Source organism: Pseudoalteromonas sp. APC 3495 (assembly GCF_030407645.1).
GTDB lineage: Bacteria > Pseudomonadota > Gammaproteobacteria > Enterobacterales > Alteromonadaceae > Pseudoalteromonas > Pseudoalteromonas tetraodonis.
Map to the genome: position 1 here is coordinate 1 of NZ_JASDDA010000013.1, position 26657 is coordinate 26657.

Sequence of the window (26657 nt, forward strand, 5' to 3'; positions counted from 1 at the left end):
TTATAGATTTAAATTACCATTAAAAAAGATGATTCAAAATGAACTCATTGAAGAATACAGTGACTGAGCAGTTATGAATTAGTGAATGGCAAACCACCTTACCAAGTACTAATGACCAAACCCTAGTTCATATTTAAAACAGCATTTTACGTTTAAGAATAAAAAGCTAATCACACATTATGGCAGCACGGCATGCTGCAACGAAAATACCTTTTTAAAACTTAATAAATAATCAAGGTATTTTATTTTATCTTTCAAGGAGAATAATAATGAAATTGAATAAATCACTTTTAAGCTGTGCAATTGCAATTGCAATGGGCGCCAGCTTTACAGCAAACGCAAACACAGAAACAAAAGCAGGTTCAACTTCTGAGCTTGCAGCTAAAGTATCTGTAAGTAGCATTGAGAATGCTGTAACAGTTAAGCAATCATTTTCTGACAACACGGCATTAGTCTCTCAAGATGGCGATGGCAATACTGCACTAGCTACTGAAATCGGTAACAACAACGATGTTAAAATAGCTCAATTACAAAATGGTAATTACGCCGAAGTTGAAACAACAGGTGATAACAACCAACAAACTTATGCACAAGATGGTGTTGCTAATGGGTTCATCACACGCATAACGGGTGATAACAACGGCGTTTATGTTTCTCAATTCGGCCAAGGGTTATTTCAAAACAATGAAGCAATTAATATTATCACTGGTAGCGATAATAATATTGACGTTGAACAAGGAAATGGCGGTCACTGGTTTTACAACATGGACATGAGAGGTAATGGTAACGAAATTATTTCATCTCAGTCTGGTATGTGGCAAGAATTTGAAGTACTTAGCTTATCAGGCGATGAAAACATTATTGAAATTGAACAAACAGACACCTGGAATGAATTTAAAATAGGCTCATTACGCGGTAACGAAAATGAGATTGACGTTAGCCAAGATGGTTCACGTAACATCATTACATTTACTGATATTGCTGGTGATGACAACGAAATAGCTATTGAACAAAGCAGCGGTGATAACAATACCATTACTTTTGCAGCCGTTACTGGTAATGATAATGAAATAAAACTAGACCAAGAAGGTTCGAATAATGCTATTGAGTCTGGTCTTTTTGACGGTTCATTCAATGAAGTAACAGTTAATCAAATTGGTGATGAAAACCTTGCGACTACTGAGCTAATGGGCGATAACAATGAGCTTACAGCAATGCAAGTTGGTAACACTAATGAAGCATACATGGGTGTCATTGGTTCAAATAATGAATTTACAGTAACCCAGGTTAGTGATTTTAACTCGGTTCATTTAGCTAACTTTAATGGTAGCGGTAACGATGTTGATCTTAGCCAATCAGGTGGCGATGAAAACGCAATTTTAGTGCAGTCTTCATACCCTGATGTTTCTCTCACTTCAAACGATAACGATATTGATGTTAATCAAGTCGGTAATCAAAATGAGGCGATTGTTACACTAGCGGGTATCCTTGATAGTAACGCAAACCAAATTGATATTGCTCAAAATGGTGATATTAACGTTATTGACTTAATGGTAGAAGGCAGTAATCACTCTATTGATATTGCACAGCAAGGCGAAGGTAACTGGGTAGGTGGAACTGGAGATTCAGCGTTTTTATTAGGCGGTGAAAACGTTTCATTCTCTGTTACTCAAACCGGTAACTACAACACTGTTGAAGGTAACGTAATTGGCTTTAACAGTACATTCTCTGTCACTCAACTTGGTGATGGTAATACAGCAACAATTACACAAATGTAATTGATGAGACGGGGAGAGTAACCCTCTCCCTTATTTTAACTATGAAAAATAAACAATATATCTATCTTTTTATACTTTTAACTTTTTTTACTCCTTTGAGTAATGCCAGTGCTGATTTAGAAATCGATGGATTATTACTAAACAAAAGTATTAGTCGCTTTGGGTATCAATTTTACAGTGAATTTTCAAATTATTGGCGTGAACTGCCTTCAACAGCTGGCTTTAATGTAGAAATAAAAGAAACGGTTATACCCCGTGCTGGTACTAAATTAGTTTTAATAATGAATCATAAGATTATTTATGCAACCCATTTGGGACGAAAGTTAGAGCCTTTGGACGAGCGAGTAGAGCAAGCAGTGCACTCTGTAATGGACGCCATGGCGCGATCGAATATGCAAACAGCGAGTCCTGATATGGCATTGAATGGATGGTAACAATGAAAAAAATAGCATTAACAATAATAACAACTTTAAGCTTTTCAGTCTCCGCAACTGAAATTATTTATACCCCTATTAACCCGAGTTTTGGTGGCAACCCTCTCAATGCCAATATGCTGCTTAGTAAGGCACAAGCACAAAATAAACATAAAGCGCCGGTTGTCGAAAAAGGGTATGCAGAGCAGTTTCAAGATTCATTAGAGCGGACATACTTAAATCGAATGGTGAGAGAAATCACCGACATGGCTTTTGGGGAAAATATTGAAGACAGTGTTTTTAATCAAGACTCCATTTTTATGAGTGGTGATTATCAAATAGAAGTGATCACCAGTACAACCGACACTATCACGGTTAGAATAACAAATGTAATTGATGACTCGGTTGTGGTTATCGAAGTACCGAGGTTTGGATAATGTATAAATTAATAATAATAACAATCGCTCTTTCTCTTAGTGGTTGCTCTACTATGGGTAATTTAATCCCTCCGTCAAAACAAAGTGCGGTAACGTTAGAGCCAACAGATGTCTTTTCTGATTTAAAAAGCTTACCTAAACCTGCGGGCAGCATTCCAGTCTCGGTTTATTCATTTCGCGATCAAACCGGTCAATATAAGCCACAAACTAATGTTAGCTCGTTTTCAACGGCCGTCACTCAAGGTGCAAACTCTATTCTAGTGCAAGCATTACATGAGTCTGACTGGTTTACGCCGGTTGAACGTGAGGGTCTACAAAATATTTTAACAGAGAGAAAAATAATTAGAGCGGCACAAGCGACTAATCCTAATCAAGGCGAGCTACCGCCGTTAACCACTGCGAAAATCATTTTAGAAGGCGGTATAATTAGTTACGACACCAATGTAAAAACGGGTGGCTTAGGAATGGAATATTTTGGTATTGGCGCATCAGAGCTATATCGTGAAGATGCAATATCAATCTATTTACGTGCCGTAGATGTAAGAACTGGCCAGGTATTGTTATCAGTAGCCACCAGCAAAAAAGTATTGAGCCAAGAAATGCGAGCAGGTTTTTTTAGGTATGTTAGCTATAAACGTCTGGCGGAAGCTGAGGCGGGCTTTAGTGATAATGAACCAATGAGCATTTGCGTAACGCAAGCAATAGAAAAGGCGCTTACAGATCTTATCACCAAAGGTATTGATAAAGGCTTATGGGCTAAACAGGCAACTTAACCTACTCTTGCAGATGGCCACAACGTCATTGATGTGGCCAAACAAATAACGATTAGCTCTCAACGGGTAATAATACTGAAATATATCTTTGCGCCCAATTGGCCAATTCAACTCTATTACGCGAATTAGTTTTTTTAAATGCGCTATAAAGGTGAGTTTTAACAGTATGGTCGCTAATATTTAGTTTGTCCGCTATTTTATTATTACTCGCTCCTTGTGCAATTAAATGAATAACCGATTTTTCTCGTTTAGTTAAATGCTTATAGTCAGCTTCATTTAACGTGATATCTTCGCTTAAGGAGCTAAACGAAGAGGCCACACTTAGAATATCATTAAAGGCCTTAGAGATTACTTTACGAGTAAACCAAAGCTCACCAGTAGAAATTCTTACTAAGCCTTTAAATATATCTTCTGCTGCTGCCGATTTATAAAATACCCCATTAAAATGATTGAGTAATAAGTTTTTTTCACATACTTGCTCTAGTTCTACATTAAAAAGCACAACTTTATACTGTTTAGCCAAACAAATTAAATCTGCTGGGATCAAGTCCTGCCAATCATTTTGAGATCCATCGATTAGAAAAATGTCATAAGCACCACGCTGATCAATATGTGGGATAGTACTGTCCATTTTTATATCACCAAAAATGGCTTGAAGTGTTCTTAAAATAACTGTGTAGTTTTGAGAATGGAAAGACGATTGAAGCGTTGTCTTAATAAAAGCCGAGCTTTTTTGCAACATATAACTCATCCTTGAAACATTAGATTTACAACTATCGTCACATTACCTAAATTAACTACAAAACACAATGCTCTTTTAGTATAAGCCAATGAGTTTAGTTACCCTATAAAAGGGTATAAAAGCGTGATGTAACACCGTTAGTCCAACCAAATCCTTGTTGTACTTGATATTCACCCCCGCTGGCTTTTTGTTGCGGTGTGCATACGTTATATTTCTCCAACAAGCATTTATTTTCAATAAAATCTTGTTCTACCATTGTTAGCCAGTTTTTCATTATGCGTGTAGCTAATTGATCAATACCATAATTACGCAAGCCTTTTACCGCAAACCATTGTAATGGAGCCCAGCCATTCGGGCTGTCCCATTGTTGTGGAGTATCAACAACCGTTGTTACAATACCACCTACTTTTAAAAACTGCTTGCTCAATACGTTTGCGACCAGTTCAGCTTGCTGTTGTGAGGCTAAATTAACAAAAAGCGGGGTACTTGCCGCTGCACTTAAAATAGCAGACGGCTTAGATAGCTTATGATTATAATCAACAAAAAAACGCTTCTCATTACTCCAAAGATATTGATTAATAAGCGACTTTCTTTTTACAGCATAGCTGCTGTACGTTTGTGATTGTTGCTCATTACCAAGCAATTTAAAGCATTTACTAAGCTGATTTTCTAAATTGTAAAGTAGGCAATTTAAATCTATGGGTACAATATCTGTCGTTTGAATTGAGCTTAGTAAGTTTGACTCGGCTAACCAGCGCGAGCTAAAGTCCCACCCAGATTCGCACGCAGCACGAATATTACGATAAAACTCAGATTTTTTATCATCACTAAATCCTGATGCAAGCGCTAAGTCTTCTCTTAATGACTCTGCGCGAGGAGCCGCCTCATCATCCCAATAGCGATTTAATACCCCACCACATGGCATTGTTACCACGCGTTTTACACTTGTTTGCGTATCACTGAGTGTATCTGCTCCTTGCATCCAAAATGCGTGCTCTTTTGTTAAAGCTTCAACACACAATTTAAGCCAAGCTAAATTATGTGTTTTACTGTGAGTGTGCTGCCATAAAAGCTCAACCATCAGCGCTAAAATAGGCGGTTGTGAACGCGATAAATAATAACTGCGGTTACCATTTGGAATGCAGCCGTAATCGTTAATTAAGTCTATGAAGTTTTGTAGCATGTCTTCTACTACATCACTTTTATCTGCATCAATTAAACCTAGCGCAGTAAAGTAACTATCCCAATAATAAATTTCTTGAAAACGTCCACCAGGTACAATGTAGCTGTGCTTTAAAGCGAGTAAAGAATTAGCTTTGGGTGTATCGGCTTCACGTCGAAGGCCGCTCCACAGTGAGTTTATGTAGCCTTTTACACTGGTGGTATTTGCAGCCCCTTTCATTGTTAATAAAGGCGTTGTTATAAAATGCGCATCAACAAAGTCTCTTAATTGAGTTTTATTAAGGGGTGCTATTTGCTCATATTGTTTACAGGCACTTTGCCAATCAACACGCGCGGTTGCATCAGCAAACGTTTTACAGTCGCTAAATATGTGCTGTGTTTGTACATCTTTAAATAATTGGCTATTAAAAAAACTCATAACTGTCCTAATCTATTAACTATTGACTGCGTGTTGTGAAATGGCATGGGTGCGTTTTTTAAAAATAATCACGCTAATGAAAATTAAACTAATGGGCACAAGTGAAAGATAAAAAGCATGCTGGCCACTAAAGTGCTCAAATACATAGCCGGTTATCACCGACCCGGTAGTGCCACCAAGTGCTGAAAACACAACGATTAACCCTGTCATTGCAGCATGTTGATGCTTTTGAAGCGCACTGAGCATGACTGAGTTGAGTACCGGATAAATGGGCGCCATAAAAAAGCCAATTAATGGCAAAACAAACGCCGCCAGAGGCGCATCAAATAAACTATTCACCTCGCTTTTAGGTAAGTTTTCCGTTAGTGGTAAGGTAATAATGATCAATGCAGCCATAGCAACTAAACAACAGCTAAGTACTACAAACCAATGAATATGCTTTAATACTTGGCCCGCCACTAAGCGCCCTAAAGCAAGAGCTGCGGCAAAAATACTCGCTAGTTGAATACTAATAGCTACTGGTAATTGCAAAACTTGATTATTAAATGTAGGCAACCAAGTCCCTACCCCTTGCTCGATTAACACATACAAAAATGCACTAATAATAAAAATCAGCACTAACGGTTGATAGGTAAGTTTGAGCATAGCAATAAAGTCATTCCAACCCGAGTTGCTTTTTTGACCTTTGATAGCAGGCTTTATTGGTGCTATTACGACACTGATAATCACCAAAAGCGTAAGCGCTGCTAATACGTAATAAACGTTCAACCAGGCATTGCTATCAACAGGGTCTATAAATGCGGTGAATACCCAATAGCCACTTAATACACCCACCATAAAAATGCCTTCTATGGTGTTCAGTAATGATGAGTGACTATTTGCATCCTCAGTCACTTGGCCAATAATTGAATAAACCGACACCTTAACGACCGCAAAACCACAACCCACAGCAGCAAATAACACTTTAAACATGTAAAAGTCACTTATTACAGCCGTACTCAAACACGCTATAACGACAACTATCAGTGCTAGCAGCATTGCAAGCTTGTAGCCTAAACGTGGTATAAATGAAGCAACAACAAATGACATTATTGCAATTGATAAGTCTTTAAATCCCTCTAAAACCGACGCTTCTGTTTTGCTTACCCCTAATGTGTTTATAGCCTGCAAAATAACAGTGCCTACGCTATTTAATAAAATTGCGAAAATAAAATAGCTTGCAGCAATTGCCAGTGTGATTTTTATTTTACTCATTGCGTGCCTCGTTTATTGCGACATACGCCATAACGTTTATAAAGCAAATTACCCATAGCTGGTAAATTACCGTGTGTGTTAGTCAGTGAATCCTGAGTTTAGAGTAGAATAAATATCATTGCAATCGTTTGCATTTTAAATTTAACAATTAATATACATGCATACTAGATTAACGTTTGCTTGACTGGCGAGTAATTAATTCTATATCAATAACTTGTGATTCGACTTTTTCACCTGAAAACTGCTGTATTAACTTTTTAACTAACAAAGTCGCAGCAAATTGGGTGTTTTGTTTAATTGTAGAAAGTGAAGGATGGCTGATATCAGCCATGGCAATGTCATCAAATCCAACCAGAGCCACATCGTTGGGAATACTCACGTAGCGCTCTTTCAGCGCTTTCATCGCCCCCAGTGCAACCATGTCACTACAGGCCATGATCGCGTCAAAATACAACCCTTTTTCACGTAATAACTGGTTAATTGCTTGATACGCAGAGCGACTGGTAAGATCAATGGATATAACATGCTGCTCAAGTTTATGGGTAGAAAGTGCAGCAGCGTAACCACGATGCCTTTCACTAATTTCACCATGCTCAGGATCGCCTAAAAATAAAATATTTTTAGCACCGTGTTCTATTAAATGAGCCGTCGCTTGCATTCCTCCTAAGTAGTTATCACTGCCGACAATAGGATAATTGCTTTGTGTTTTTGGATCCCCCCATACAACTAAAGGAATACCTGCATCGGCAGCCGCTTCTATATTAGTTTGGTTTTTTCCTTGCCCCACAACAATAATGCCATCTGCTCGGCGGCCATTAATAAAGTAATTAGCCCAGTCATCTTGCGCCATAATAGAGTTAGATAACAACAACTCTAACCCCTGTTGATTAAGCGCAAGGTTAATTTCGCTCACTACCTTGAGTAAAAATGGATCGCTGATTGATTGCTCGGTTTGCTCATCAAGATTAATAATGACGGCAACAACATTGGTCTTTTGCGTACGCAAACGGCTAGCCGCCGTGTTAAGGCTAAAATTATGTTTTTTTGCAAGCTGCTGAAGCTTGTCGCGGGTTTCTTGCTTAATGAGCGGGTTATTATTCAGCGCGCGCGAAACCGTTGAGGTAGACACCCCAGCAAGCTTTGCTAAATCAGCTAATTTAATTTTTTTATTATTCATAAAACCCTAAACGCTCCACTGCGGCTGTTGCTATATCTAACTTACTGACAATATAGCATTATTATTTTTTACTGGCTTGCCCATTAACTTAAAAATTACGCTCTTGTGTAATTACGCTCAATAAAACAACAGCCCTAATTAATAAATAATTTACAAATAAATATTGCAAACGTTTGCATTTATCTCTAGAGTTTCAATTTATACAGCCTGTTTACATTAAAATTTAATCAATCTCGCTGTAATACACACTGTTTAACACACTAAAAACGGGATCTCACACATGAAATTCAATAAAGCAAAAAGCATGCTAGCTTGTGCAATTACTTTAGCCCTAAGCACACACGCTGCTCTTGCAGCAGAACAAGCAAAAGAAAAAAAAGTTGAGCGAATTGTCGTTTCTGGTACACCCGCAGGTGTTGGGATCAGAAAGATTGATGCCAGCTACGCTGTAACAAATATTGATTCATCACAAATTATAAAATTATCACCTAAAAGTACTGCTGACTTATTTAAAGCCGTTCCCGGTGTGTGGGTTGAAAGCTCTGGCGGTGAGTCTGGTGCCAACGTATTTGTGCGTGGGTTTCCAGGAGGTGGTGATGCGCCATTTTTAACACTCAGTATTGAAGGCTCGCCAGTTTACCCTGCGCCTACTCTTTCATTTTTAGAAAACTCATCGTTATTTAGAATCGATGAAACGATTGAAACAATGGAAGCACTGCGTGGTGGTCCTAATCCTGTGCTATCCAATGGTCAGCCTGGTTTAACAACCAACTTTAGATTAAAACGTGGCAGTGAAGATACTCAAGGCTTGTTTAAATACACCACCTCAGATTACGACTTACAGCGTGTTGATGCTGTAGTAAGTGGTGAAATCACCGACGACCTATATTTTATGGTAGGCGGCTATGTTAAAAGCTCACCGGGTATCCGTGATGCAGGCTTTACTTCTGAAAAAGGCAGCCAATTTACAATTAACATTACTAAAGAGTTAGACAATGGCGAGCTTAACTTTTATACCCGTCAAACAGACGATCATGGCGCATGGTACTTACCAACACCACTCAATGTTAATGGCATTGATGCTGAATATACCCAACTTGGCACACTTAACCGTCAAGCGACGATTTTTACCGGCCCAAATGCGCAACCACACGACATTGACCTAGGTGATGGCCGAGGATGGGATGGCCATGTATCCGGCGGTAGTATTAAACTTGAATTTGATAATGGCTGGCAATTTATTGATCGCTTCAATATTACCAAAGGCGATGCCAATACATTTGGCCTAGTACCTAATGGTTCAGCAACAACCGTTGGTGAAGTGGCCGACAATGGCCAAACGGCATTCGGTGCGGTAACTGATACCGAATATGCTAGTGACACTGCGATTCAGCAACTGGGTCGCTGGGTAGTATTAAAAGAAATAAGCTCGTTTACTAACGACTTAGCCTTTTCAAAGCAATTTGGCGATTTATCGGCCACTTTTGGTTATTACACCGCAAGCACATCTGCGAGCGATTGGTGGAGCTTAGGTAATACCGCGTATCATGTGCTGGAAGCTGGTGGTGAGTTATTAAATGGTATTGAATGTAACCAAAACACTGACGGGTGTGGTTTTAATTACGATATTAGCTCAACAGGCGATGCCCGCACCAATGCCCTTTACTTTACAAGCCAATATAAATTTGCAGATGCATTTACGCTTGATTTAGGTGTACGTAAAGAAAACCATGATGTGCAGTACAGTGTTGATGAAGACCTTGACGGTATTATCACTAAAACTGTTGATTACAATGAAAGTAAAACCTCATGGACAACCGGTTTAAACTATTCAATTAATGACGACATGGGCGTGTTTGCACGTGTTAACCGTGGTTATAAAATGCCATATTTTGATGACTTTAGAGATAACTTTGGCGCATACCAAGGGGGTGAAAAACTAATTAAAGAGGTAACGCAGGGCGAACTAGGTTACAAGCTTATTTCAGACACTACCGACTTCTATGCCACCTTTTTTGTCAATGAAGTAAAAGGCGATACCTTTGTAAGTCGCCCGGGTGTGCCGGCTGAAATTTTAACCAACGAAGCGTATGGTGTTGAACTTGATTACAACTTTAATCATGAATCTGGCTTTTCTGTTAATTTAAATACCACATTACAACAAACCGAAATCACTGAAAGTCCAGAAAATAAAGGCAATGAAGCACAGCGCCAGCCTAAATGGCAAGTACGCGTAACACCAAGCTATGACTTTGAAGTAGACGGCATGTACGCCACTTTATATGGAACAATTTCAGCGGTGGATGACCGCTTTGGTAATAACGAAAACACCGTGACACTTGATGGATACGAAAAAGTAGACTTAGGTTTAATTATTGAACCAATGGAAGGCATTAAACTGCAATTAGCCATAGATAACCTAACCGACGAGCAAGGTATCACTGAAGGCGACCCACGTAATGCCGACGCGCCCAATGGCCGTTACATTATGCCGCGTACAACACGCTTAAGTGTTAGTTACGCATTTTAATACACTCCCTAAGCAATAAATTAAAGTCGCGGTGTTTAATACACGGCGGCTTTTTTTATTATAGGTGTCAACCTATTAGCAAGCTCTCTATGCTCACTAACAGGTAAGTGTATGCCCTCTTTCTTGCAAGATTGTATCAGCAGATAACAATCTAAAAATTCACACGTGTGACGATCAGCGGCGGCTTTGAACTCAATGGATAATTGTTCAACTTTTTTACCTGCACCTGCGTAAATGCTTTTATAACTTCCCACTTCATGAACCTTGGGCGGGCTTATAATGATTATCTTTGGTATTGTTTTACAGTGATAAAAGGCTTTAATGGCTAAAATTAACTCCTCAAGCGCTTTGCCAATATCGATAGCAGACAGTGAAAAACGTGCTTTTAAATCATTAGTACCGAGTTGAATAATAACAACATCAACAGTGTGCGCTTCCAGATACGGTTTTAAATATTTAATGCCCGATTTATCTCCCATAAACGGGGGGTTATTGACTAAAGTACGATTAGGCTCCCCGGCTTCAATCACTTCAAAGCCGGTGTCCAACTGCTGCTTTAATAAAGTAGGCCAGCGTTCAATTTCGCTCAGCCGTTTGCCATCAACAGGAGAAATACCAAAGGTATTGGAATCACCAAAACACAGAATATTCATTAAAACGGATTCAATGTATAGCCTTGTTGCTGTAACTGCGCATGCGCAGTCATCGCAGAAAGCGCCATTTTCACCCCAGGTATAAGCTGATCTGCTGCTACCTTCATATGCATTGCCGACTGCCCGCATACATATACCTGCGTGTTATTAGCAAGCAGCTGTTTAATTAAAGATTCGGTTTTGTTATCTTTTTCAAACCGAGCTTTATAATCACTGTTTTGCAGTACATCAACGCTGGCTCCACCGTGTACCACCAGCGCAAGTTGAATATTTTCTGGTTTTACGCCGTGAGCCACATGCATATTAATAAATCGCGCTAACGAATTAATATGATTATTTTGCGCGCCCTTTTCAGCGCCTTTACCTACATCAAAAGCTATCTTAAACTGTGCTTGGCTTAAATCAGACACATGCTCGGGCACATTATAAAAATAACCATAGTCTTTAATAACAGGCGCAGGCTCTGCAGCAAGAGTACTAAAGCTAGCCAAAAGTAAGCTTGAGCCAATAAGTAACGTTTTCATACATCATCCTTTTTACTTTTTGTTTAGCCTAACGCTATTTAACGTGATTAACTAGCCTGAACATGTGAATGCGCTTTAAAAGTCATTCCTAAATAATTAAAGGTGTGTTTAAACATATCGATAAATGCGTCTGGCGCAGAGGGAGATGCGGCATTAGACAGCAGTGAAAACTGCTTTTGACGTAAAGTTCTAAGCTTCGGTTTTAACGCCTTATCATCCATGTAATCTGTGATCCTATCTATAAATGCTTTCATTTTTGGCGTGGTGTTATACCAGTACACAGGCGATGCGAACACCCAATGTTCGTAACGAAGTAACACTTCAAACAAATTATAAAAATCATCATTGTGATACTGCTTATCGTAGCGATAAGGTGAAATAACATAATCATCTAAGCAAAAAACAATGCCGCTTTGTTGCTTACTATAGGCATTAACTTGCGCGGTAGTATTGCCATTTTTACGACCACTTGAATATATGATTGCAATATTGTGTGCTGATTTTTCTTGCATTGGGTTAGCTCCTTTTTTATGATGGAGCAAAGCTTAAAACCTCAAGTTAAGTTTAGGTCAATAAGAAATAATTTAATTTTTAAAAGGAATTAAAGTGATGGCGGTACAAAAAAAGCTTACTGAAGCCAACTTAACGGTTGGGTTTGTCGCTAAACGCAGTGGCGTTAAGGTATCTACACTGCACTTTTACGAAACTAAAGGGCTAATACGCAGTTGGCGAAACAGTGGCAACCAACGACGCTTTAAACCAGATGTACTAAGGCGAGTCGCAGTTATAAAAGCGGCACAAGCGATGGGGATCACGCTAGAAGAAATTAAACAAACTCTGGCAACGTTACCAGAGCAGCGCACACCTACCCAAAAAGACTGGTCTGCACTTTCAAAACAATGGCAAGCACAGCTTGATGAGCGCATTGCTTATATGCAACGTTTACGTGAACGGGTTGATGGCTGTATTGGCTGTGGGTGTTTATCAATGAGTAAGTGCCCTATTTATAACAAAGACGACCACTTAGGTGAAACCCAAAGTGGTGCTATTTTGCTAGAGCGAGATTAAGGCTTATAAAACCTTAATCTAGACCATTTAAGCCTTCTCGTGCAGCGCGATATAATGCCCCTAGAGTTGAATCAAATACTGATTTAATAAAACTGTAAGTCAACTCTACGGCTTTACTAATAACTTTGCCAGCAAACACAAGCATGTGGCCTAGTAAACCTAAGGTTTGCGTTGCAAATGAGGCTGACGCTTTGGCTATTTTATCAAGCGTTCGCGCGAGCATATCGTAAAAAGTTAAGCCTGTACCTATGGCTGCTTGTGCTGCAACAGCACTGTAGTAACCCGAATCTTTTAATAAGGTAACTAACGCAGCGCCCAGTTTATCTGCCCAGTGTGAACTAAATGAAGCTTGGTTTCTGTCTTCAAACTTTAAACGTACTGGCGTGCTTAAAAAGTGGTTTGCTTTTACAGTTAAATTGCCCCAATTATTACTGTTTGCGGTATTGACATAGCCTGGCGTACCACTTAACTTGTGTGCTGCGCCTTTAAGACCCTGACCATTATCAAGACGAATTTCTTGGCCATTGTAGGGCGCATGTGAAAATGGCCACAAAGGCACTTTTGTAACCGGATCAGCACCGTGTGTACAGCGGTATATTTTATCAATACGAGAAGTAGCAGCGCGTGAAAAGTTATCAAGCCCCACTCTTGGCGAGCCAAATGTATATAATTTAACCGGCAACGAATACTCTGCTTTTATCCAATCGGCTGAAAGCGTAGCCAATGCACCACCTAAACTGTGACCAACAATGTGCACACAGCCGGTTATTTTGTCTCGAATGTTAGCCGCTACAAACTCTTGTAAAGCGGGCTTCATGCTATAAAAGGTTTTATTAAACCCAGCATGTACCATACTGCCGTTAGAGCCACCGCTTAACCCAAAATGTGCATCTGTTAGGCCATCTCTAAGAGAAGCCGTCCCACGAATTGTGATTACTGAATCACCTTGAAATGAATTTTTACCGTGTGCAACAAGGCCAAACCCAGTACTTAAACCAAATAAATGAGAGAAAAACCCGCCTGACACACCTTGTATGGATTTATTATTGATAGAAAAATCAAACTGATCTCGTAAGGATGCGTGCAATAACCCATTTAATAATTTTGTATTTTTTAATTCTTTAGCATCATAAGCAAGTGATGCTAATTGGACTGCCTGAGTAGGTGTTAACGTATTCATTTTAAATCCTTTTATTGGTTTTAAACGTTAGAGCTTGCAGGTGGTAAAAACTGCAAATGTATGCTGCTTATTATCTTTAGCGGCTATATCAAATGTTTCTGGCTCATTTGCGATATCACAAACCAAATTACTTAAGTATTTGGTTAGCGTATCTTTATGCTCATAAGGAAATAGCCTAACTGCCCAAATAGTAACTTCCTTTGCATTCTCATCTAATGTGTATATGTGTTGTATAACAGATTCGTTGTCGAACATGTTTGATGGCTTTGATGTTTTGATAACTTTTTTAGGGAAAGAAAAACGACCATCACTGCTTGTTGTTACTTCATCAATATATTCATCGCCATAATTTAGTCTACGAAATACCTTTTTACCAGCAACAGGCTGCTCATCAAAAAGCAAGCGCCCTTCAACTGGAGCTGATAACACAAAATCTTCCTTACTAAAAAAACCAAACATATTTGCAAAAACCTGTGTTGTAGTAAATAAAATTAGAATAGCCACAACTACAATGAGTAATGGCAACTTAAACCGCTCCATCAAAAATATAATCTCCAATAAATCAAATGCATGCACCATATACCGTAAAGAAGTGCTCTGGCGCTTCTTCTATAGGTATGTCGTATGTTTGTGGGTCTTTGGCAATATCACACTCTAAGTCAGCGAGTAAGCTTTTTAGGGTATCACTCCCCTCGTGCATAGACACGGTTATGTACCAAAGAACAACGCCCTCAGGCGTACCATTTTCTAAATAAACATGTTGAACCAATGATTCATTATCAAACATGTTTGCAGGCTTACTCGTTTTTATAGATTTTTCTGTAAAGGTAAAAAAACCATTATCATCTGTTATTGCTTCATCTTTATATTCATCACCATAAGTAAGCGCACGTACAACCTTAGTATTTGCAACAGGCTGCCCTTTATCTAATAATTGCCCTTTTACCGGAGCCGATAAAACAAAATCCTGCTTATTAAAAAAACCAAACATATCTGCACAAGCCTGTGTTGTAGTAAAAATAATGATAATAGATACAATTACCAAAAAGTAAGCTTTAAAACGTGATAACAAAATATACAAGCTCCCAACTATTAAACTCAAAATACACGTGTCGTATTGCTATTTAATGACGTTTTAAACTCTTAACTATCAGCGTTAATGAAATTGCCCATTTCAACTAAAATTTATTCTAATTGGGTACAAAGCGCACTGCAAGCATTTAGAGCAAAAAACAAGCAATAAATCATTCCTTAAAAAAACAATTCATAAACCAGCTTACATATAATGCTAAACCCGAGTCCCATCATTAATATATAGCCATACAAAATAGCAATAGCGCCACCCGATGCATCCCCTATCTTGTCTATTTCAATACATGTAGAGCACACTATAAAAAAGATAAAAAAGTTAGCAATTAAGCCTAATATATAAGCTTCGCCAAATAGTGGAGAAATACCGACTAATATAGCACTTAGCATAATAAGTATGCCTGAAAGCGCCTCCTTCAGAGAAAACTTATACTCAATAATTTTGAGCACTAAGGTCACGACCATTAATGCTAAAAAATAAACCGTAGGTTTAAACTGGCTATATAAATAATCCACACTAAACATTTGGCTAATCGTTAATGAGGGCTCTTTAGCTGGGCTTAAATCTTCCGTTATCGCGCTTGAAGCGTCATCGGTAAAAAAATACGCAGCCGCAACAATTATTAACTTTATCATTCCAAAAAAGATAAAACTGGCGACCATAAACCCTATTGAATCATCTCTGGTCAATCGCTTGTTTGCTTTGCTTTCTACAATTTTAGCCAGCAATACACCCAATAAGCACACACTACCTAAATAAAGCAGCGCGACCCAAAACTGATCAAGATAAAAAACCGATAAGCCAGGGGCGATAAATAAAAACATTGAATCTTCATTATCTAACGAGCTTTTGGGCTCAACGCTATATTTTGACTGTTTAAAAAGTGCTAAATAAACAAATAATGGCTGTAAAAACAGCATTAAAATGCAGGTGTTTATAAGAGTCATTTATCATCCTTGATTAACGCCAACACGCTGCGCCGAGAGTATTGGCAATTTCGAAACTAATTAAAGGTTTATTTTTTGCAGGTAAGTTTTAAGCTTTAATAAGCCCGACTCAAGCTCAAACTTCTGTATTTTAGGGTTTTTAAACTTAAACCCGTTTGAAATGTGAGTATTAATCATCGTCGCCATGCCTTCAAAACCCGCAGGGGCAGTTGCGACTAAATCGCTCAGTAATGGCTGAATAAGCTCTTGATGCTCTTCAATTTTGGTTGGATCCTCGTAAATATCGTATACAAGGTTGGTTAGTGTTTGTTGGTGTTGTTGTTCCATAATAATTCTATAACGCCCTAAGTTTGGCGTTTATAGCTCCTTTTTGGATTTGATATTTAATTGTTCATTGCTGCTACGGCATTTTCTTTTAATGTTTTAGCTAAAGTATCAGAGCCATCGTCTAGCTTTTGATCTATCACATATTGCGCATTAATAATAACATTTGGCCAATCTTCAAGCTTGGTATAGATTTTTGCTAAATCGTAATGAATCGACCTTAACAGAATTGGATAGGGCTCTTCTGCCTGAGTTAAAAAAAGCTCATATAAACGTGCGGCTTCCTTTAAATCTTCCTCAACAAACAAACCACCATCATAAAGCCATGCAAGCCTGCGAATAGCCAAATTTTCATTTTTCAGCACACGGCGCTTTAACTCATTAACATAACGGGAGCCGTCCCCAGTATGATGGCCAATAAAAAGTAATGCTTCATACTCACCCATGTCGTAAGCTTTTTCGCACCACTTTTCAAGCTGTCTAGGCGCATACATTAAACTTTTTTGACATTGAAGCATCACTGTATTTTTAGACAACTCTGGGTTGTTGATATCAAGATCTGGCCATAAAGTCTTTGATAACGACTTAGCCTGAACTTGAGCAGTGATTGTGCTAAGAACAAAAAAAGCTATAAATATTTTTTTTACCATTTGAGAGTTCCATCAGAATTGACTCTTTGTTCAGGAATATGAACTTGAAATGTTTTAACTGAATGTTTAGAAGGGAAACCTTCACGATAAAAATATTGCTGCTTGAGAGTATTTATTTCAGTTGAATCGCCTTCACAACGCCTTTGAGATAGGCAAGCAATACCACCTATAAAATCTATAAACCTAATGCTATTGATTCCCCTAATTGGCATTAGGGTATCTAAACCAGGCTCGTAGTTTGAAGCCTGTACAGCATGCCATCGATGCATAAAAGCAACAATACGATTTGCCTTCGATTGATTTAAAACACCCGCTATATTATCAGCCCATATTTTATTACGACGGGTGTGCGTGCTCAAACAGTCCCCTCCAATATATTGATCATAAGAGCACTCCTTATCCATAGCCTCCATTATTTGTTGCGAAATATCTAAAGCAATAATTTTTAAGCCAATATCTCTAGCAGCTTTTGCTAACTCACCATAAGCTTTAGGAACTAAATAACCCCAAGCCCAGTTTTCATCAAAGTATTGTTGAATTTCTCTAAAACCTTTACCCGTACGTTGGTAAAAATCAATTTTTTCTTGCATAGAGCGTGGCAACATCTCCATCGCAAAATGAGTAAATCCAGCTCCTTTAAGCTGTTTTAGGGCTTTAATAGCTTCATATTTATAGCCAGCGGTATTATGGCTCGATTCACCAAGCATCACTAATCGCGCATTACCGGCCATTGTTCTGTAATTTACATCCGTGTTTATTTTATTCATTACCTATCCTTGATCTTTATTTAAATTTTCAAAACACCATTTATAAAATTCAATAGCGTCATTATTCTCAGAGCTGTAAGGAGCAACTGCATATTCATAGCTCATTGCAAATAAAAGCGCTTTTGCAGTGAGGTTACATTCTTCACTTTTTGAAGAACATTCCTTTACTCCACGCCATAATGACATTGCGCGGCTAACATACCCGTCGCCCTATTTTTATCTATGTTCCTTTGTATTTCAGCAAAGCTATACAGCCTTACTTTTTCTTCCTTTTATTTCCTTTAGCCATCTCTTTTTCAACAGCGGCCCGAGCGTCTTTTATATCCTTAAAAAAATTATATTGATATTTTATTAAGCCTTGGTATTTATTTCCCTTAATTAAATAAAAAGACAGCAGCATAAAGGCTATATTAGTAACTGTAGCTATATGATAACCACTTCCCTCTAAAATCATAAATGATGGTAAGCAAATCAAAGCTAAAAATAGAGCATAGTATTTCAATATCTTTGCACATAGAAGAGAGCCTTGACTAACTTTAAAGTTAAAAAAGCAAAACATAATTCCAACGGAAAACAAAATGCCCAACAGCCACTCAGGACTTGTATCAAAGTACTGTGTTAACAATGTCATGCCTGAATAAACCGTTCCCAAAAGTAAGATGATTGTTACTAATAAGAACCTACGTAAAAGCTTCCATGGGGGGAATAATAAAAAGATTTGGGTACCTTTAGCCATTAAAACCGTCCCCATAGACCTAACTTTAAATTTTAGCTAATCAAAACTCTTGAGCTTTTTTGAAACGTACCAAACTATACCTACTTATTTAAGTAATTATTTTAGATAGTTTGGAGCCGTTATTACATTTAAAATGATAAATATATGTCCATTAAAGCTTGAATCATTAAAATCATCCACAAATGTGAGCGGTATTCCCCCACACTTTATCCCAACTACTCTGACTCTGAACGGTGACAAACAAGTGGAGAAAAGTCTGTATTTTCAACCTTAATTGAACAATTCATATTAACCACACTTTGACTCAGTAAAGATAGCTCTAAATCAAATGTTAGAGTCTGAGATTCAACACTCAGATTGTAAATATCTAAAAATGATAACTTTTTAAAATCGTGCGTGACTTTTAGTGCCTCGTCATATACATCACAGATATTCTTTCGTTTAATAAGCTCATTACTACCTGCTTCTAAAATCTCTAATCGTAAACATGGAAAGTCACTCTCAGGATGAAATTTTATCCAGCGGAATAAATTATCATTAACCCTTTCCACATGCATCTCTATAACATCTAGGCTCACATATGTTTTGTCATCATTACTTTCCGATTCAGTACAAAAAAAAGTTAAAACCAGACAAATGCTAGTAATCAGTTGTTTCATCATACACCTATGAATTTATGTATTTAATACGTGCCTGCTGCCTAGTTAGTGGTACACCACTCCAATTAGCACTTTTATTTATTTCAGCTTTAAAGGATATTAAATCATTGTTCGCAACATGTTTTTGTAAAATTTTACGACTAGCAGGGTGGTAATCTCCTCTAAATCTTAAATCTATCAAAACATTTTTTATCTTCGGGTCTAAATTTAGCCAATCTGTTTTTCCATATGTTTGACTTGTTATAGTTTTATTACATATCCGCTTTACATCAGATTCCATTTCTTTATAAACAATTTCAAATAGCTTTAATTGCACCTGTGCTGATACTTCAAAATCAAGTAAGTCTTTTTCTATAACAAACTGCTTAGCTGCATTACCCATTTTACCTGCAGCAAGGGCTATAACATTAGCCACTTTATTATCGATGCCCGATTGAATAAGATGACCACTAACTTTGGAAGATGTTTTATCACGCATATCGTAACCCCGACCAATGGTTAACCCAGACCTATTGGATGGAACATGGAAACAGCGGCTGTGATATAACCCACCTTCTGTACCCTCAGCATCCCATGTTAAAATACCGTAGTTAGGCTTTGTAATTGAGACTTTGGTATAAGTGCTAGACAAAAATTCAACTAACTTTCTAAAAGTCCCTCTATTTGCAGAAACAACACCGTCTGGATTACCCATTTTTATGACTTTTTTCTGAAAATGCTCAATTAGGTCAATAAAGTGATGATCAACCTTATTAGTTGCAATAGGAGATAACCCCGTTTTACGTGCATAAGCATTTAAGAGTGAGCGTATTAGTTGTACGTCAGCCGATTTATTTGCTGATTTTAATCCAACACTTGCAGTCATATTTAAGTTGAACATGAAATTCCTTTTCTATAAAAATACTTTTTTAACTATTTATATTAGTACTATTCAAATTTTGAACATTTCGATGAAAATCGACTATATTATTTTACAGCCTCCCCCTACCGACATGGTTACAATTTCTAAACAGATATGAAGCCATTAAAATGACCATCATCTATATATATCTAAAAACTTACCGAGAGTGTTATCTCCCATAATAAATTCATATTGCTCTGTATCTCCCCATTCATTACCAACTTCATTAGTATTTGGGTGAAATAATAGTGAAACACCTGTTTTAGAATCCATATTTTGATTTAAACCGCGAAAGCTATAATGCTCTAAAGTAGCAATTTTATATTTTCCAATATACTCACCATTTAATTTAAAAAGCTGAACTTCCATATCAGCATATGCTTCAACAAAAACTAGGTTTAGCTTTTTAGAAAAAACAGCACTAGCATCAAAGCTAAAATTTATTTCAACAAGCCGTTCCTCATGAGTCCATGATAAGGTTGTATTAGGCGAATCACCTTCTCTGTTAAACACTCTTTTTATTTTCATAAATCCTAAATAACTCTATTAAATATACTTTGAAATTTGACTTTATATGAATCAGGTTTTGCTAGCTATTTAAGTATTTACTTTCGTCCACTCTCTGCTAACCCCTGGTTCATACCTTACAAACCAGGGGTTTGGTTGTTGCTCTGCAGGTATAAAATTAATGGCGTTAGGCGTTTCAAAAACACCTACAGGCTGCCCTTTATCTTTCAGACATACAAATTGCCCATCAATTAATTCAAATATACCTTGCTCGCCACCAGCAAGAAAAATACGCTCTTCAATTGCCCCAACTCCGTACCATGAATATTTAGCAGACCCAATATCTGTGAAGCCATTTTTTGCATTACCTACTAGTAAACAGCCACTTCGACCAGTAATAAAAACCTTGTCTCGAGAAAGCACTTTTACATCAGTGAACGCATCTTGCTGCGGTATGCCTGAAGGTAAAGTTATTTTCAACCATTCATTCCCATCGAAATGATGTATGTTTCCATCATAACCAACAACATATACGTCATCAGAAGCTGAGCCATCTATTGCATTTGGCGCTTTTGGAAGTGTGTACTTAGTCCAAGACTGACCGTCCCAGTGAAACGCAGGACCTGCAAAGGAGGTTACCCATACATCTTCGTCTGTTGTTCCCCAAATTGCATTTAACTGACCTTTAAATACTTCAGTAACATTCCACTTAATATCAAAACTACCTGAATTAAATTTTAATCGCTCAAAAGGCGGCTGCTTAAAATTAATATTAGCATTAGTAAATACGTCACCTTGGTCATCTACAACCCATAAATGACCGTTTTGTGATGACCACATAGCGTTAAGCTGAAAATTTGCACCTAAACACGTCTTAACGTGTGTTTTTTCCTTTAAGCTTACACCGCCTACAGCATTTAACGCATCCGCCTCATTGTAATATGTTATTAATCTATGCTCACCAAGGTTTGATACCTTAAGATCAATTACATGTACTATCTCATAATCATTACGCATTATTTATACTTCCAAATTCATTAAAAATCTTCGCCTATCTCAATGGTATCATCATCAGGAACACCACCACCGCCAACTAAATTAGACATTTTGGCATCTTTATTAACCCCTGCATTATCTAAGTAGTTTTCAGCATCTATTCGAATCGCCTTAGCCACTAAAGCTGCTTCCTCTTCTGGGATCCTCGCCTCGTATACGCCTGGCGCCCTCTCAATTGTCTCCATACTAAGCGACTTTGCCGTCTCACTCTCCATATGGTCTAGCCATTCATTTACTGTGGCGTACTCGCCTTTTTTATCAAGCGATTTAGCATAGTCTTTTTCAACATCAGTAAGGTACCTATGCTCAGTGCCTTTACTTTGATCATCAAATACAAAGTATGTTATCGCATCAGCTTCATTGTAATTACCAAAGTCTTTGCCTATTGGTACATTAGAGCGCTTTTCTTTTGCATACTTAGATCTTTCCATGAAGCAAGAGTGGGGAATAAAGTGCTCCCGCTGGTAGCCTTCCTTTGTTATCCCTTGTAATTTTTTATAAGGGCCAACAACCACTCCATGCTTTTCATATAATGCTTTTCTGACAGATTCGTCTGTAAGATCAAGCTCATCGTCTGCTAATTCTCTTTTTGACTTAACATCTAACTTTGGCTCTTCTGTATAGTCATTATATTTATTTGGGCGTGCAGATGACCAATCTTTATCATCTGCGAAAGTAACTTGCGTACCACCACCCTTGAGATACTTCCCATTATCTACTTGCGGGCCAACAGGACCTTCGTATACTTTAAATGGCCTTAGCACTTCATAAGTAACAACATTATCTAATGTTGGTTTCCATGACTCTTTAATAGCTAGTTTTTGCCTTCCATATTCTGTATTCGTAATATTGTCGAATGTGGCAAACCTACCTGGCATATCTTCACTACCATCGTCAACTATCATACTGAAGGTCTCTCCCACCTTCATATCCCTTATGGTCGCTTTATAATCAAAACCAATAGGCCATGGAGACATATTTTCAACTAAATCTTTATAGGCTGCTGCGGCTTCCGAAGAACTTGAAAACATTCCTTTATGATCTTTTTGAAATTCATTCCATGTATTTTCTTTACAAGCAAGTCCAAACGGATCTACCCAATTAACCGGATTCGGCGCATATTGATAATGGTTTATCCCACCTACTAAACCAATTGGATCTTGGTTAATAAAGCGCTGCTGTTTTGGGCTGTAGTAGCGGTAGCGGTTGTAATGTAAACCACTTTCCTCATCTAAATACTGCCCTTGAAAACGGATTGGCTGAGTAAAGCTATTTTCTTTACTAAAGTCAGCGTCTGCTTCTGGCTCTTCATAACCATACACATCGGCTTGGTTTTCCCATACCACTTCTGCTTTGTTGTTGGTGACAAAAAACCAAACAAGACATCCACTCTAATTCTGCAAGCAAAGCTGTTTTTCTAGATTTATTTTTTTAGGCTCATAATTAATATTTTACGACTGCGTTACTTCATTTCATCCAGTAAATAAACCATTATCACCTTTAAACCTAAATTACACGCATAGAAACAACTGCACCATTGCAGTAACAACTTTTTCTAATGAGTAATTTAAAGTTTATGCTAATAGCTTTTCACAGTTACTAAGATCCGCTCGCCGTTTTCTGTTTAGATTTTCACAGTAACTTGCTTGTGAAGACGGGCGGCCAACTGCACCATGAAATACGCGTGTAAATTGCGTAGTCAGTTTCACCCAGTTTTCTGGCGATATATTTAACCTTTCTAGCAAAGGGAGGTTCATATTATTAATATACCCGCGTTTATCCTCTTGTATTACTCGCCCTGTTAACTCAACAAGTTCAAGGTACGATTTAAGTTCAAACGGTAACCCTTTTGGCATTATTTGACGTGGCATACCTGCAAAGCGGAGCAATTTTTTTGTTTGTTTGCCATTTTTTGCGTATGTTAGCCGCTTTTGAACGCTCGTATGGTCAGAGTCTTCTGGTGTATTTGCCATTTTGGCTCTGATGGGGTTTAAGTCTACATACGCCATGCAGGCCGCAAGTGCGGCTTCATCAAGGAGTGCTTGAGATTTAAAGCGACCTTCCCAGAATCTGCCTGAGCAGTTATCTTCTTTATTTGCTCTACGAGCAATATTTTCATTCAATAAGCGCATAAACCAGCTAATACTTGATAGGCGCTCTCGATATTGTTTGACTGTTTGATTAAAAAAGATAAGCTTAGCTTTACTTAACTTTTCACCTTGTATGTATTTTTGCGTGAGTAACGTGCCTTTACACAGTTTATGCCAGCGAATAACAATTGCTTTATCATTCAGTCTATTTGCTTTTTTATCATCAACATACAACACTAAGTGCGTGTGGTTACTCATAACAGCATAAGCACACACATCAATACAAAATATCTTGGCTAATTTAAGCAGCTTATCCTCAACCCAACCTCGTCGATGTTCATAAGATTGCCCTGTAAAATGGTCTTCACCGCACAAAAAAGCACGCCGAACACAACGCGAGATACAGTGGTAATATTTTGTATCAACCAAACTTACTTGACGCTTTCTTGCGATTGCCATAAGACACCCTGCTTTTTTTTGCACTGATAAAAGCCTAGTACTTAGTTAGCCAAACTGCAAAAATTAGGATGGGTGTCCAGTTCATTCAGGTGTAGTTCATTCAGGTGTCTAGTTTATTCATCTATTGGGTGAGCGTGCCGTTGTTGTTAAAGCAACTTAGCTGATTAAACGAGTTATATTCACGGCAGGTTTTTATGCCTATACCGGTTTCGCGGATTTGGTTACCAAACTCATCATAATGAAAGTCGCTATCGCCAAAGTGGGTTAAACGGTCTGCATCAGTGATGCCTGTAATAACATCATCATTATCACTTAAATCACTAGCAAGTGTTGTTGTACTTGAATCACTATACTCACTGTGAAGCACGTTATTTGTGTTAGCTAACTGGGTGCTTTCAACATTATTTATAGTATCGCTAGCATCACTTGGTTTAGCATTTTGTTGCTCGGTTAATTCATCATTTTTAACCGCTGACTGGATAACTGGGTTACCAAAACTATCCCACTGGTATTGGGTAGTTTTTGTGTTCTCACCACTTGCTAGATTTTGCTGAATTAACTGTCCAAGGCTGTTGTACTCAAAATTAATATTATGGCTACTAACGACTTCCTCTTTTCGCGCAATCAACTGGTTTACACTGTCGTAATTGTACGTACAGGTATCAAAAAGCGCTTGCGCAGGATGGGTTAACTGCTGCTGTGTTAAGCGGTTAAATACATCAAATTGTTGGGTAAGGGTTACATCATTACCAAACTTTTGCGTTTGAATATTACCTTGGCTGTCGTAGCCATAAAAGACTTAAGCAAAATTGCCTAAACCTTCAAACATCCATGTTTTTAAAGAGCGTTTTATCTTATATTTAAAATGAAAGTATTGATTGTTTGATTAAGCTGTCTTTATTACTGTATAAGTATTAAAGCAATCAATTGTATTCTTTTCCTCATCTATTTTTATACTATCAGGAAAGCTAAATACTCTCCTTAGATCATCAAAATTTATATCTTTCTCTAAATGGCAAAAATAACCAGTTCTATTGATGCCCCAAATATATTCATTAACAGACTTATTACCATGCCCTATTAAAAAATCTACAACTGGCTTTAGGTGTGAATAGTCAGCCTCATCCTCACTAGGGTAATCCTGTATTTTAATTTTTTCAAATGAGACAGGAATAGGTACTAACTTACTAACTTTTCTCACTACTCCATACTTAACTTAAAAGCGATATTTTGGCACTTCTTTAATATTTCTGAAAATTCAAGGTCACTTTCTTCAAATTCACGAACTGCGAAATGCCCTAAAATTATTTTCTCTAATTTACTTCGATCAGGTTCAGAACCGTTCAATATCATCTGTAAATAGTGTAGTTGTTTTAAAATGCTTTTATAAATATCAAAATCAGGAATGTTTTTTAACCTTTTCTCAGTTAAAGATATACCTTCTTCTATTGTTTCCAAGCGGCTCATTTAAGTTATCTCTTCTTTTTAAAAGCTAATTTATTAGCAGTAAAATATTGTGTTCCACCACCTTCTGTTGGATATGATTCCCCCCGAACAGACCAGAAGTCATCAACCGCTTTTGCTCTACTTCTAAGGGCTGGTGTATCTTCTTGGGCAATATAAACACCTTTAATTTTAGGCTCTATACTATTTAATGCTCTATTTGTACCCATAGGGCTTATGCCTAATTGAGTTGGCGTGATATTGGGATCATCTGAATAATAATTTCCTTGTGGTGCTCCGGGTGATTGAAACTGATAGAAGACTTGACCGCTCTCAATCATGACTTTTTCTACCGGGTGAGCAAAATCAATTCCTGTAAGATGTGACGGAATATCTTCTTCCTTAAAGCCTTGCGATTTATAAAACTCAAAAGCCACGAGTTTACGTTGCTTAATAGTATCAGCAATAGGCGTTTCTTCTTGCTCGCCCTCCTTACAACTCAACCCAAACGGGTCCACCCAATTAACCGGATTTGGCGCATATTGATAGTGGTTTATCCCACCGACTAAACCAATTGGATCTTGGTTAATAAAGCGCTGCTGTTTTGGACTGTAATAGCTGTAGCGGTTGTAATGTAAGCCACTCTCGATATCTAAATATTGCCCTTGAAAACGTATTGGCTGAGTGAAGCTATTTGTAGTGTTTGCCTCTGACTCTTCATAACCATATACATCTGCTTGGTTTTCCCAGACTACTTCTGTTTTGTTGTTGGTTACAAAACGTGGAGTATTCAGTTGGTCTAGGTGGTAGTAGTACACCTCGCCTTTTTTAATAAGCGCAATTGGGTGAAATTGATTTGGTAGGTTGATATACCAGGTATATTCACCGTGTTGGCACTC

At 37.9% G+C, this 26657-nt stretch carries 32 protein-coding genes; 6 read left to right on the plus strand and 26 right to left on the minus strand.

Annotation, left to right across the window (positions count from 1 at the left end; translation table 11 throughout):
- The first annotated feature begins 269 nt into the window (after nt 1–269).
- Genes QL984_RS07400 through QL984_RS07415 form a run of 4 tightly spaced genes read left to right on the plus strand, consistent with a single transcriptional unit; the run spans nt 270 to nt 3401 of the window.
- On the plus strand, nt 270–1778 hold the full coding sequence (locus tag QL984_RS07400) for a curlin (RefSeq protein ID WP_013463001.1): 1509 nt from the start codon (nt 270–272) through the stop codon (nt 1776–1778).
- A 41-nt stretch (nt 1779–1819) separates the two neighbouring features.
- Nucleotides 1820–2212, plus strand: a complete 393-nt coding sequence (locus QL984_RS07405; RefSeq protein ID WP_016900116.1) for a curli production assembly/transport protein CsgE — start codon at nt 1820–1822, stop codon at nt 2210–2212.
- Nucleotides 2206–2628 (plus strand): curli assembly protein CsgF, encoded by a 423-nt coding sequence (locus tag QL984_RS07410; protein WP_016900115.1) that lies wholly within the window; start codon nt 2206–2208, stop codon nt 2626–2628. The genes QL984_RS07405 and QL984_RS07410 overlap by 7 nt, the downstream gene beginning before the upstream one ends.
- The gene (locus QL984_RS07415; protein WP_024602690.1) at nt 2628–3401 is read left to right on the plus strand and encodes a CsgG/HfaB family protein; all 774 of its coding nucleotides are present in this window, start codon (nt 2628–2630) and stop codon (nt 3399–3401) included. The genes QL984_RS07410 and QL984_RS07415 overlap by 1 nt, the downstream gene beginning before the upstream one ends.
- A gap of 52 nt (nt 3402–3453) precedes the next feature.
- Here the strand turns inward: QL984_RS07415 and QL984_RS07420 are convergent, their stop codons facing one another.
- The 4 genes from QL984_RS07420 to QL984_RS07435 all read right to left on the minus strand — a co-directional run bounded on the left by QL984_RS07420 (nt 3454) and on the right by QL984_RS07435 (nt 8174).
- Complete coding sequence (locus tag QL984_RS07420) at nt 3454–4143, minus strand: LuxR C-terminal-related transcriptional regulator (RefSeq protein WP_013462996.1); 690 nt, start codon at nt 4141–4143, stop codon at nt 3454–3456.
- Nucleotides 4144–4246: 103 nt separating this feature from the next.
- Nucleotides 4247–5743 carry an alpha,alpha-trehalase TreF gene (gene treF, locus QL984_RS07425; protein WP_051894363.1) on the minus strand — a complete coding sequence of 499 codons (1497 nt, stop codon included), beginning with the start codon at nt 5741–5743 and terminating at the stop codon, nt 4247–4249.
- A 15-nt stretch (nt 5744–5758) separates the two neighbouring features.
- On the minus strand, nt 5759–6997 hold the full coding sequence (locus tag QL984_RS07430) for an MFS transporter (RefSeq protein WP_016900113.1): 1239 nt from the start codon (nt 6995–6997) through the stop codon (nt 5759–5761).
- Between the two features lie 169 nt (nt 6998–7166).
- Nucleotides 7167–8174: a LacI family DNA-binding transcriptional regulator gene (locus QL984_RS07435; RefSeq protein WP_010389326.1), complete on the minus strand. Its 1008-nt coding sequence runs from the start codon at nt 8172–8174 to the stop codon at nt 7167–7169.
- Between the two features lie 280 nt (nt 8175–8454).
- Here QL984_RS07435 and QL984_RS07440 point away from each other — a divergent pair, with 280 nt between their 5' ends.
- A complete protein-coding gene (locus QL984_RS07440) occupies nt 8455–10704 on the plus strand; it encodes a TonB-dependent receptor (protein ID WP_016900112.1) in 2250 nt (749 codons plus the stop codon).
- A 35-nt stretch (nt 10705–10739) separates the two neighbouring features.
- On the opposite strand, the gene QL984_RS07445 is transcribed toward QL984_RS07440, so the two are convergent.
- Genes QL984_RS07445 through QL984_RS07455 form a run of 3 tightly spaced genes read right to left on the minus strand, consistent with a single transcriptional unit; the run spans nt 10740 to nt 12393 of the window.
- A complete protein-coding gene (locus tag QL984_RS07445; protein WP_016900111.1) occupies nt 10740–11357 on the minus strand; it encodes a GDSL-type esterase/lipase family protein in 618 nt (205 codons plus the stop codon).
- Nucleotides 11357–11881 carry a DsrE family protein gene (locus tag QL984_RS07450; protein WP_016900110.1) on the minus strand — a complete coding sequence of 175 codons (525 nt, stop codon included), beginning with the start codon at nt 11879–11881 and terminating at the stop codon, nt 11357–11359. Before QL984_RS07450 ends, QL984_RS07445 begins: the two co-directional genes overlap by 1 nt.
- A gap of 47 nt (nt 11882–11928) precedes the next feature.
- Nucleotides 11929–12393, minus strand: a complete 465-nt coding sequence (locus tag QL984_RS07455) for an NAD(P)H-dependent oxidoreductase (RefSeq protein WP_016900109.1) — start codon at nt 12391–12393, stop codon at nt 11929–11931.
- A gap of 97 nt (nt 12394–12490) precedes the next feature.
- On the opposite strand from QL984_RS07455, the gene soxR reads away from it, so the two are divergent.
- The gene (gene soxR, locus QL984_RS07460) at nt 12491–12949 is read left to right on the plus strand and encodes a redox-sensitive transcriptional activator SoxR (protein ID WP_013462989.1); all 459 of its coding nucleotides are present in this window, start codon (nt 12491–12493) and stop codon (nt 12947–12949) included.
- 13 nt (nt 12950–12962) lie between these two features.
- Here soxR and QL984_RS07465 read toward each other — a convergent pair whose 3' ends face one another.
- The 19 genes from QL984_RS07465 to QL984_RS07555 all read right to left on the minus strand — a co-directional run bounded on the left by QL984_RS07465 (nt 12963) and on the right by QL984_RS07555 (nt 26576).
- Nucleotides 12963–14129: a lipase family protein gene (locus tag QL984_RS07465; RefSeq protein ID WP_016900108.1), complete on the minus strand. Its 1167-nt coding sequence runs from the start codon at nt 14127–14129 to the stop codon at nt 12963–12965.
- Between the two features lie 27 nt (nt 14130–14156).
- Nucleotides 14157–14705 (minus strand): DUF6795 domain-containing protein, encoded by a 549-nt coding sequence (locus QL984_RS07470; RefSeq protein ID WP_327077468.1) that lies wholly within the window; start codon nt 14703–14705, stop codon nt 14157–14159.
- Nucleotides 14692–15201 carry a DUF6795 domain-containing protein gene (locus QL984_RS07475; protein ID WP_016900106.1) on the minus strand — a complete coding sequence of 170 codons (510 nt, stop codon included), beginning with the start codon at nt 15199–15201 and terminating at the stop codon, nt 14692–14694. Before QL984_RS07475 ends, QL984_RS07470 begins: the two co-directional genes overlap by 14 nt.
- Before the next feature lie 179 nt (nt 15202–15380).
- A complete protein-coding gene (locus QL984_RS07480; protein ID WP_016900105.1) occupies nt 15381–16166 on the minus strand; it encodes a hypothetical protein in 786 nt (261 codons plus the stop codon).
- A 60-nt stretch (nt 16167–16226) separates the two neighbouring features.
- A complete protein-coding gene (locus tag QL984_RS07485; RefSeq protein WP_010389341.1) occupies nt 16227–16493 on the minus strand; it encodes a hypothetical protein in 267 nt (88 codons plus the stop codon).
- 56 nt (nt 16494–16549) lie between these two features.
- Nucleotides 16550–17140, minus strand: a complete 591-nt coding sequence (locus tag QL984_RS07490) for a hypothetical protein (protein ID WP_036955108.1) — start codon at nt 17138–17140, stop codon at nt 16550–16552.
- Nucleotides 17134–17907 (minus strand): ChaN family lipoprotein, encoded by a 774-nt coding sequence (locus tag QL984_RS07495; protein ID WP_138764307.1) that lies wholly within the window; start codon nt 17905–17907, stop codon nt 17134–17136. Before QL984_RS07495 ends, QL984_RS07490 begins: the two co-directional genes overlap by 7 nt.
- 3 nt (nt 17908–17910) lie before the next feature.
- Nucleotides 17911–18093: a hypothetical protein gene (locus QL984_RS07500; RefSeq protein WP_235190266.1), complete on the minus strand. Its 183-nt coding sequence runs from the start codon at nt 18091–18093 to the stop codon at nt 17911–17913.
- Nucleotides 18094–18163: 70 nt separating this feature from the next.
- Nucleotides 18164–18643 carry a hypothetical protein gene (locus tag QL984_RS07505; RefSeq protein ID WP_128860840.1) on the minus strand — a complete coding sequence of 160 codons (480 nt, stop codon included), beginning with the start codon at nt 18641–18643 and terminating at the stop codon, nt 18164–18166.
- A gap of 215 nt (nt 18644–18858) precedes the next feature.
- Nucleotides 18859–19194, minus strand: a complete 336-nt coding sequence (locus tag QL984_RS07510; protein WP_128860841.1) for a hypothetical protein — start codon at nt 19192–19194, stop codon at nt 18859–18861.
- Between the two features lie 115 nt (nt 19195–19309).
- Complete coding sequence (locus tag QL984_RS07515) at nt 19310–20182, minus strand: hypothetical protein (protein ID WP_036955119.1); 873 nt, start codon at nt 20180–20182, stop codon at nt 19310–19312.
- A 156-nt stretch (nt 20183–20338) separates the two neighbouring features.
- Nucleotides 20339–20731, minus strand: a complete 393-nt coding sequence (locus QL984_RS07520; protein ID WP_036955122.1) for a hypothetical protein — start codon at nt 20729–20731, stop codon at nt 20339–20341.
- Between the two features lie 69 nt (nt 20732–20800).
- Complete coding sequence (locus QL984_RS07525; RefSeq protein WP_036955125.1) at nt 20801–21727, minus strand: hypothetical protein; 927 nt, start codon at nt 21725–21727, stop codon at nt 20801–20803.
- A 20-nt stretch (nt 21728–21747) separates the two neighbouring features.
- Nucleotides 21748–23112 carry an RHS repeat-associated core domain-containing protein gene (locus tag QL984_RS07530; RefSeq protein ID WP_036955128.1) on the minus strand — a complete coding sequence of 455 codons (1365 nt, stop codon included), beginning with the start codon at nt 23110–23112 and terminating at the stop codon, nt 21748–21750.
- A gap of 228 nt (nt 23113–23340) precedes the next feature.
- Nucleotides 23341–24315, minus strand: a complete 975-nt coding sequence (locus QL984_RS07535; protein WP_036955129.1) for a transposase — start codon at nt 24313–24315, stop codon at nt 23341–23343.
- A gap of 121 nt (nt 24316–24436) precedes the next feature.
- Nucleotides 24437–24943: an RHS repeat protein gene (locus QL984_RS07540; protein WP_128583194.1), complete on the minus strand. Its 507-nt coding sequence runs from the start codon at nt 24941–24943 to the stop codon at nt 24437–24439.
- 258 nt (nt 24944–25201) lie between these two features.
- On the minus strand, nt 25202–25516 hold the full coding sequence (locus QL984_RS07545) for a hypothetical protein (RefSeq protein ID WP_036957305.1): 315 nt from the start codon (nt 25514–25516) through the stop codon (nt 25202–25204).
- Nucleotides 25516–25782, minus strand: coding sequence for an immunity protein Tsi6 family protein (locus QL984_RS07550; protein ID WP_036957303.1), 267 nt, complete (start codon nt 25780–25782; stop codon nt 25516–25518). Before QL984_RS07550 ends, QL984_RS07545 begins: the two co-directional genes overlap by 1 nt.
- 5 nt (nt 25783–25787) lie before the next feature.
- Nucleotides 25788–26576, minus strand: a complete 789-nt coding sequence (locus QL984_RS07555) for a polymorphic toxin type 46 domain-containing protein (protein WP_290172306.1) — start codon at nt 26574–26576, stop codon at nt 25788–25790.
- Nucleotides 26577–26657 lie beyond the last annotated feature (81 nt).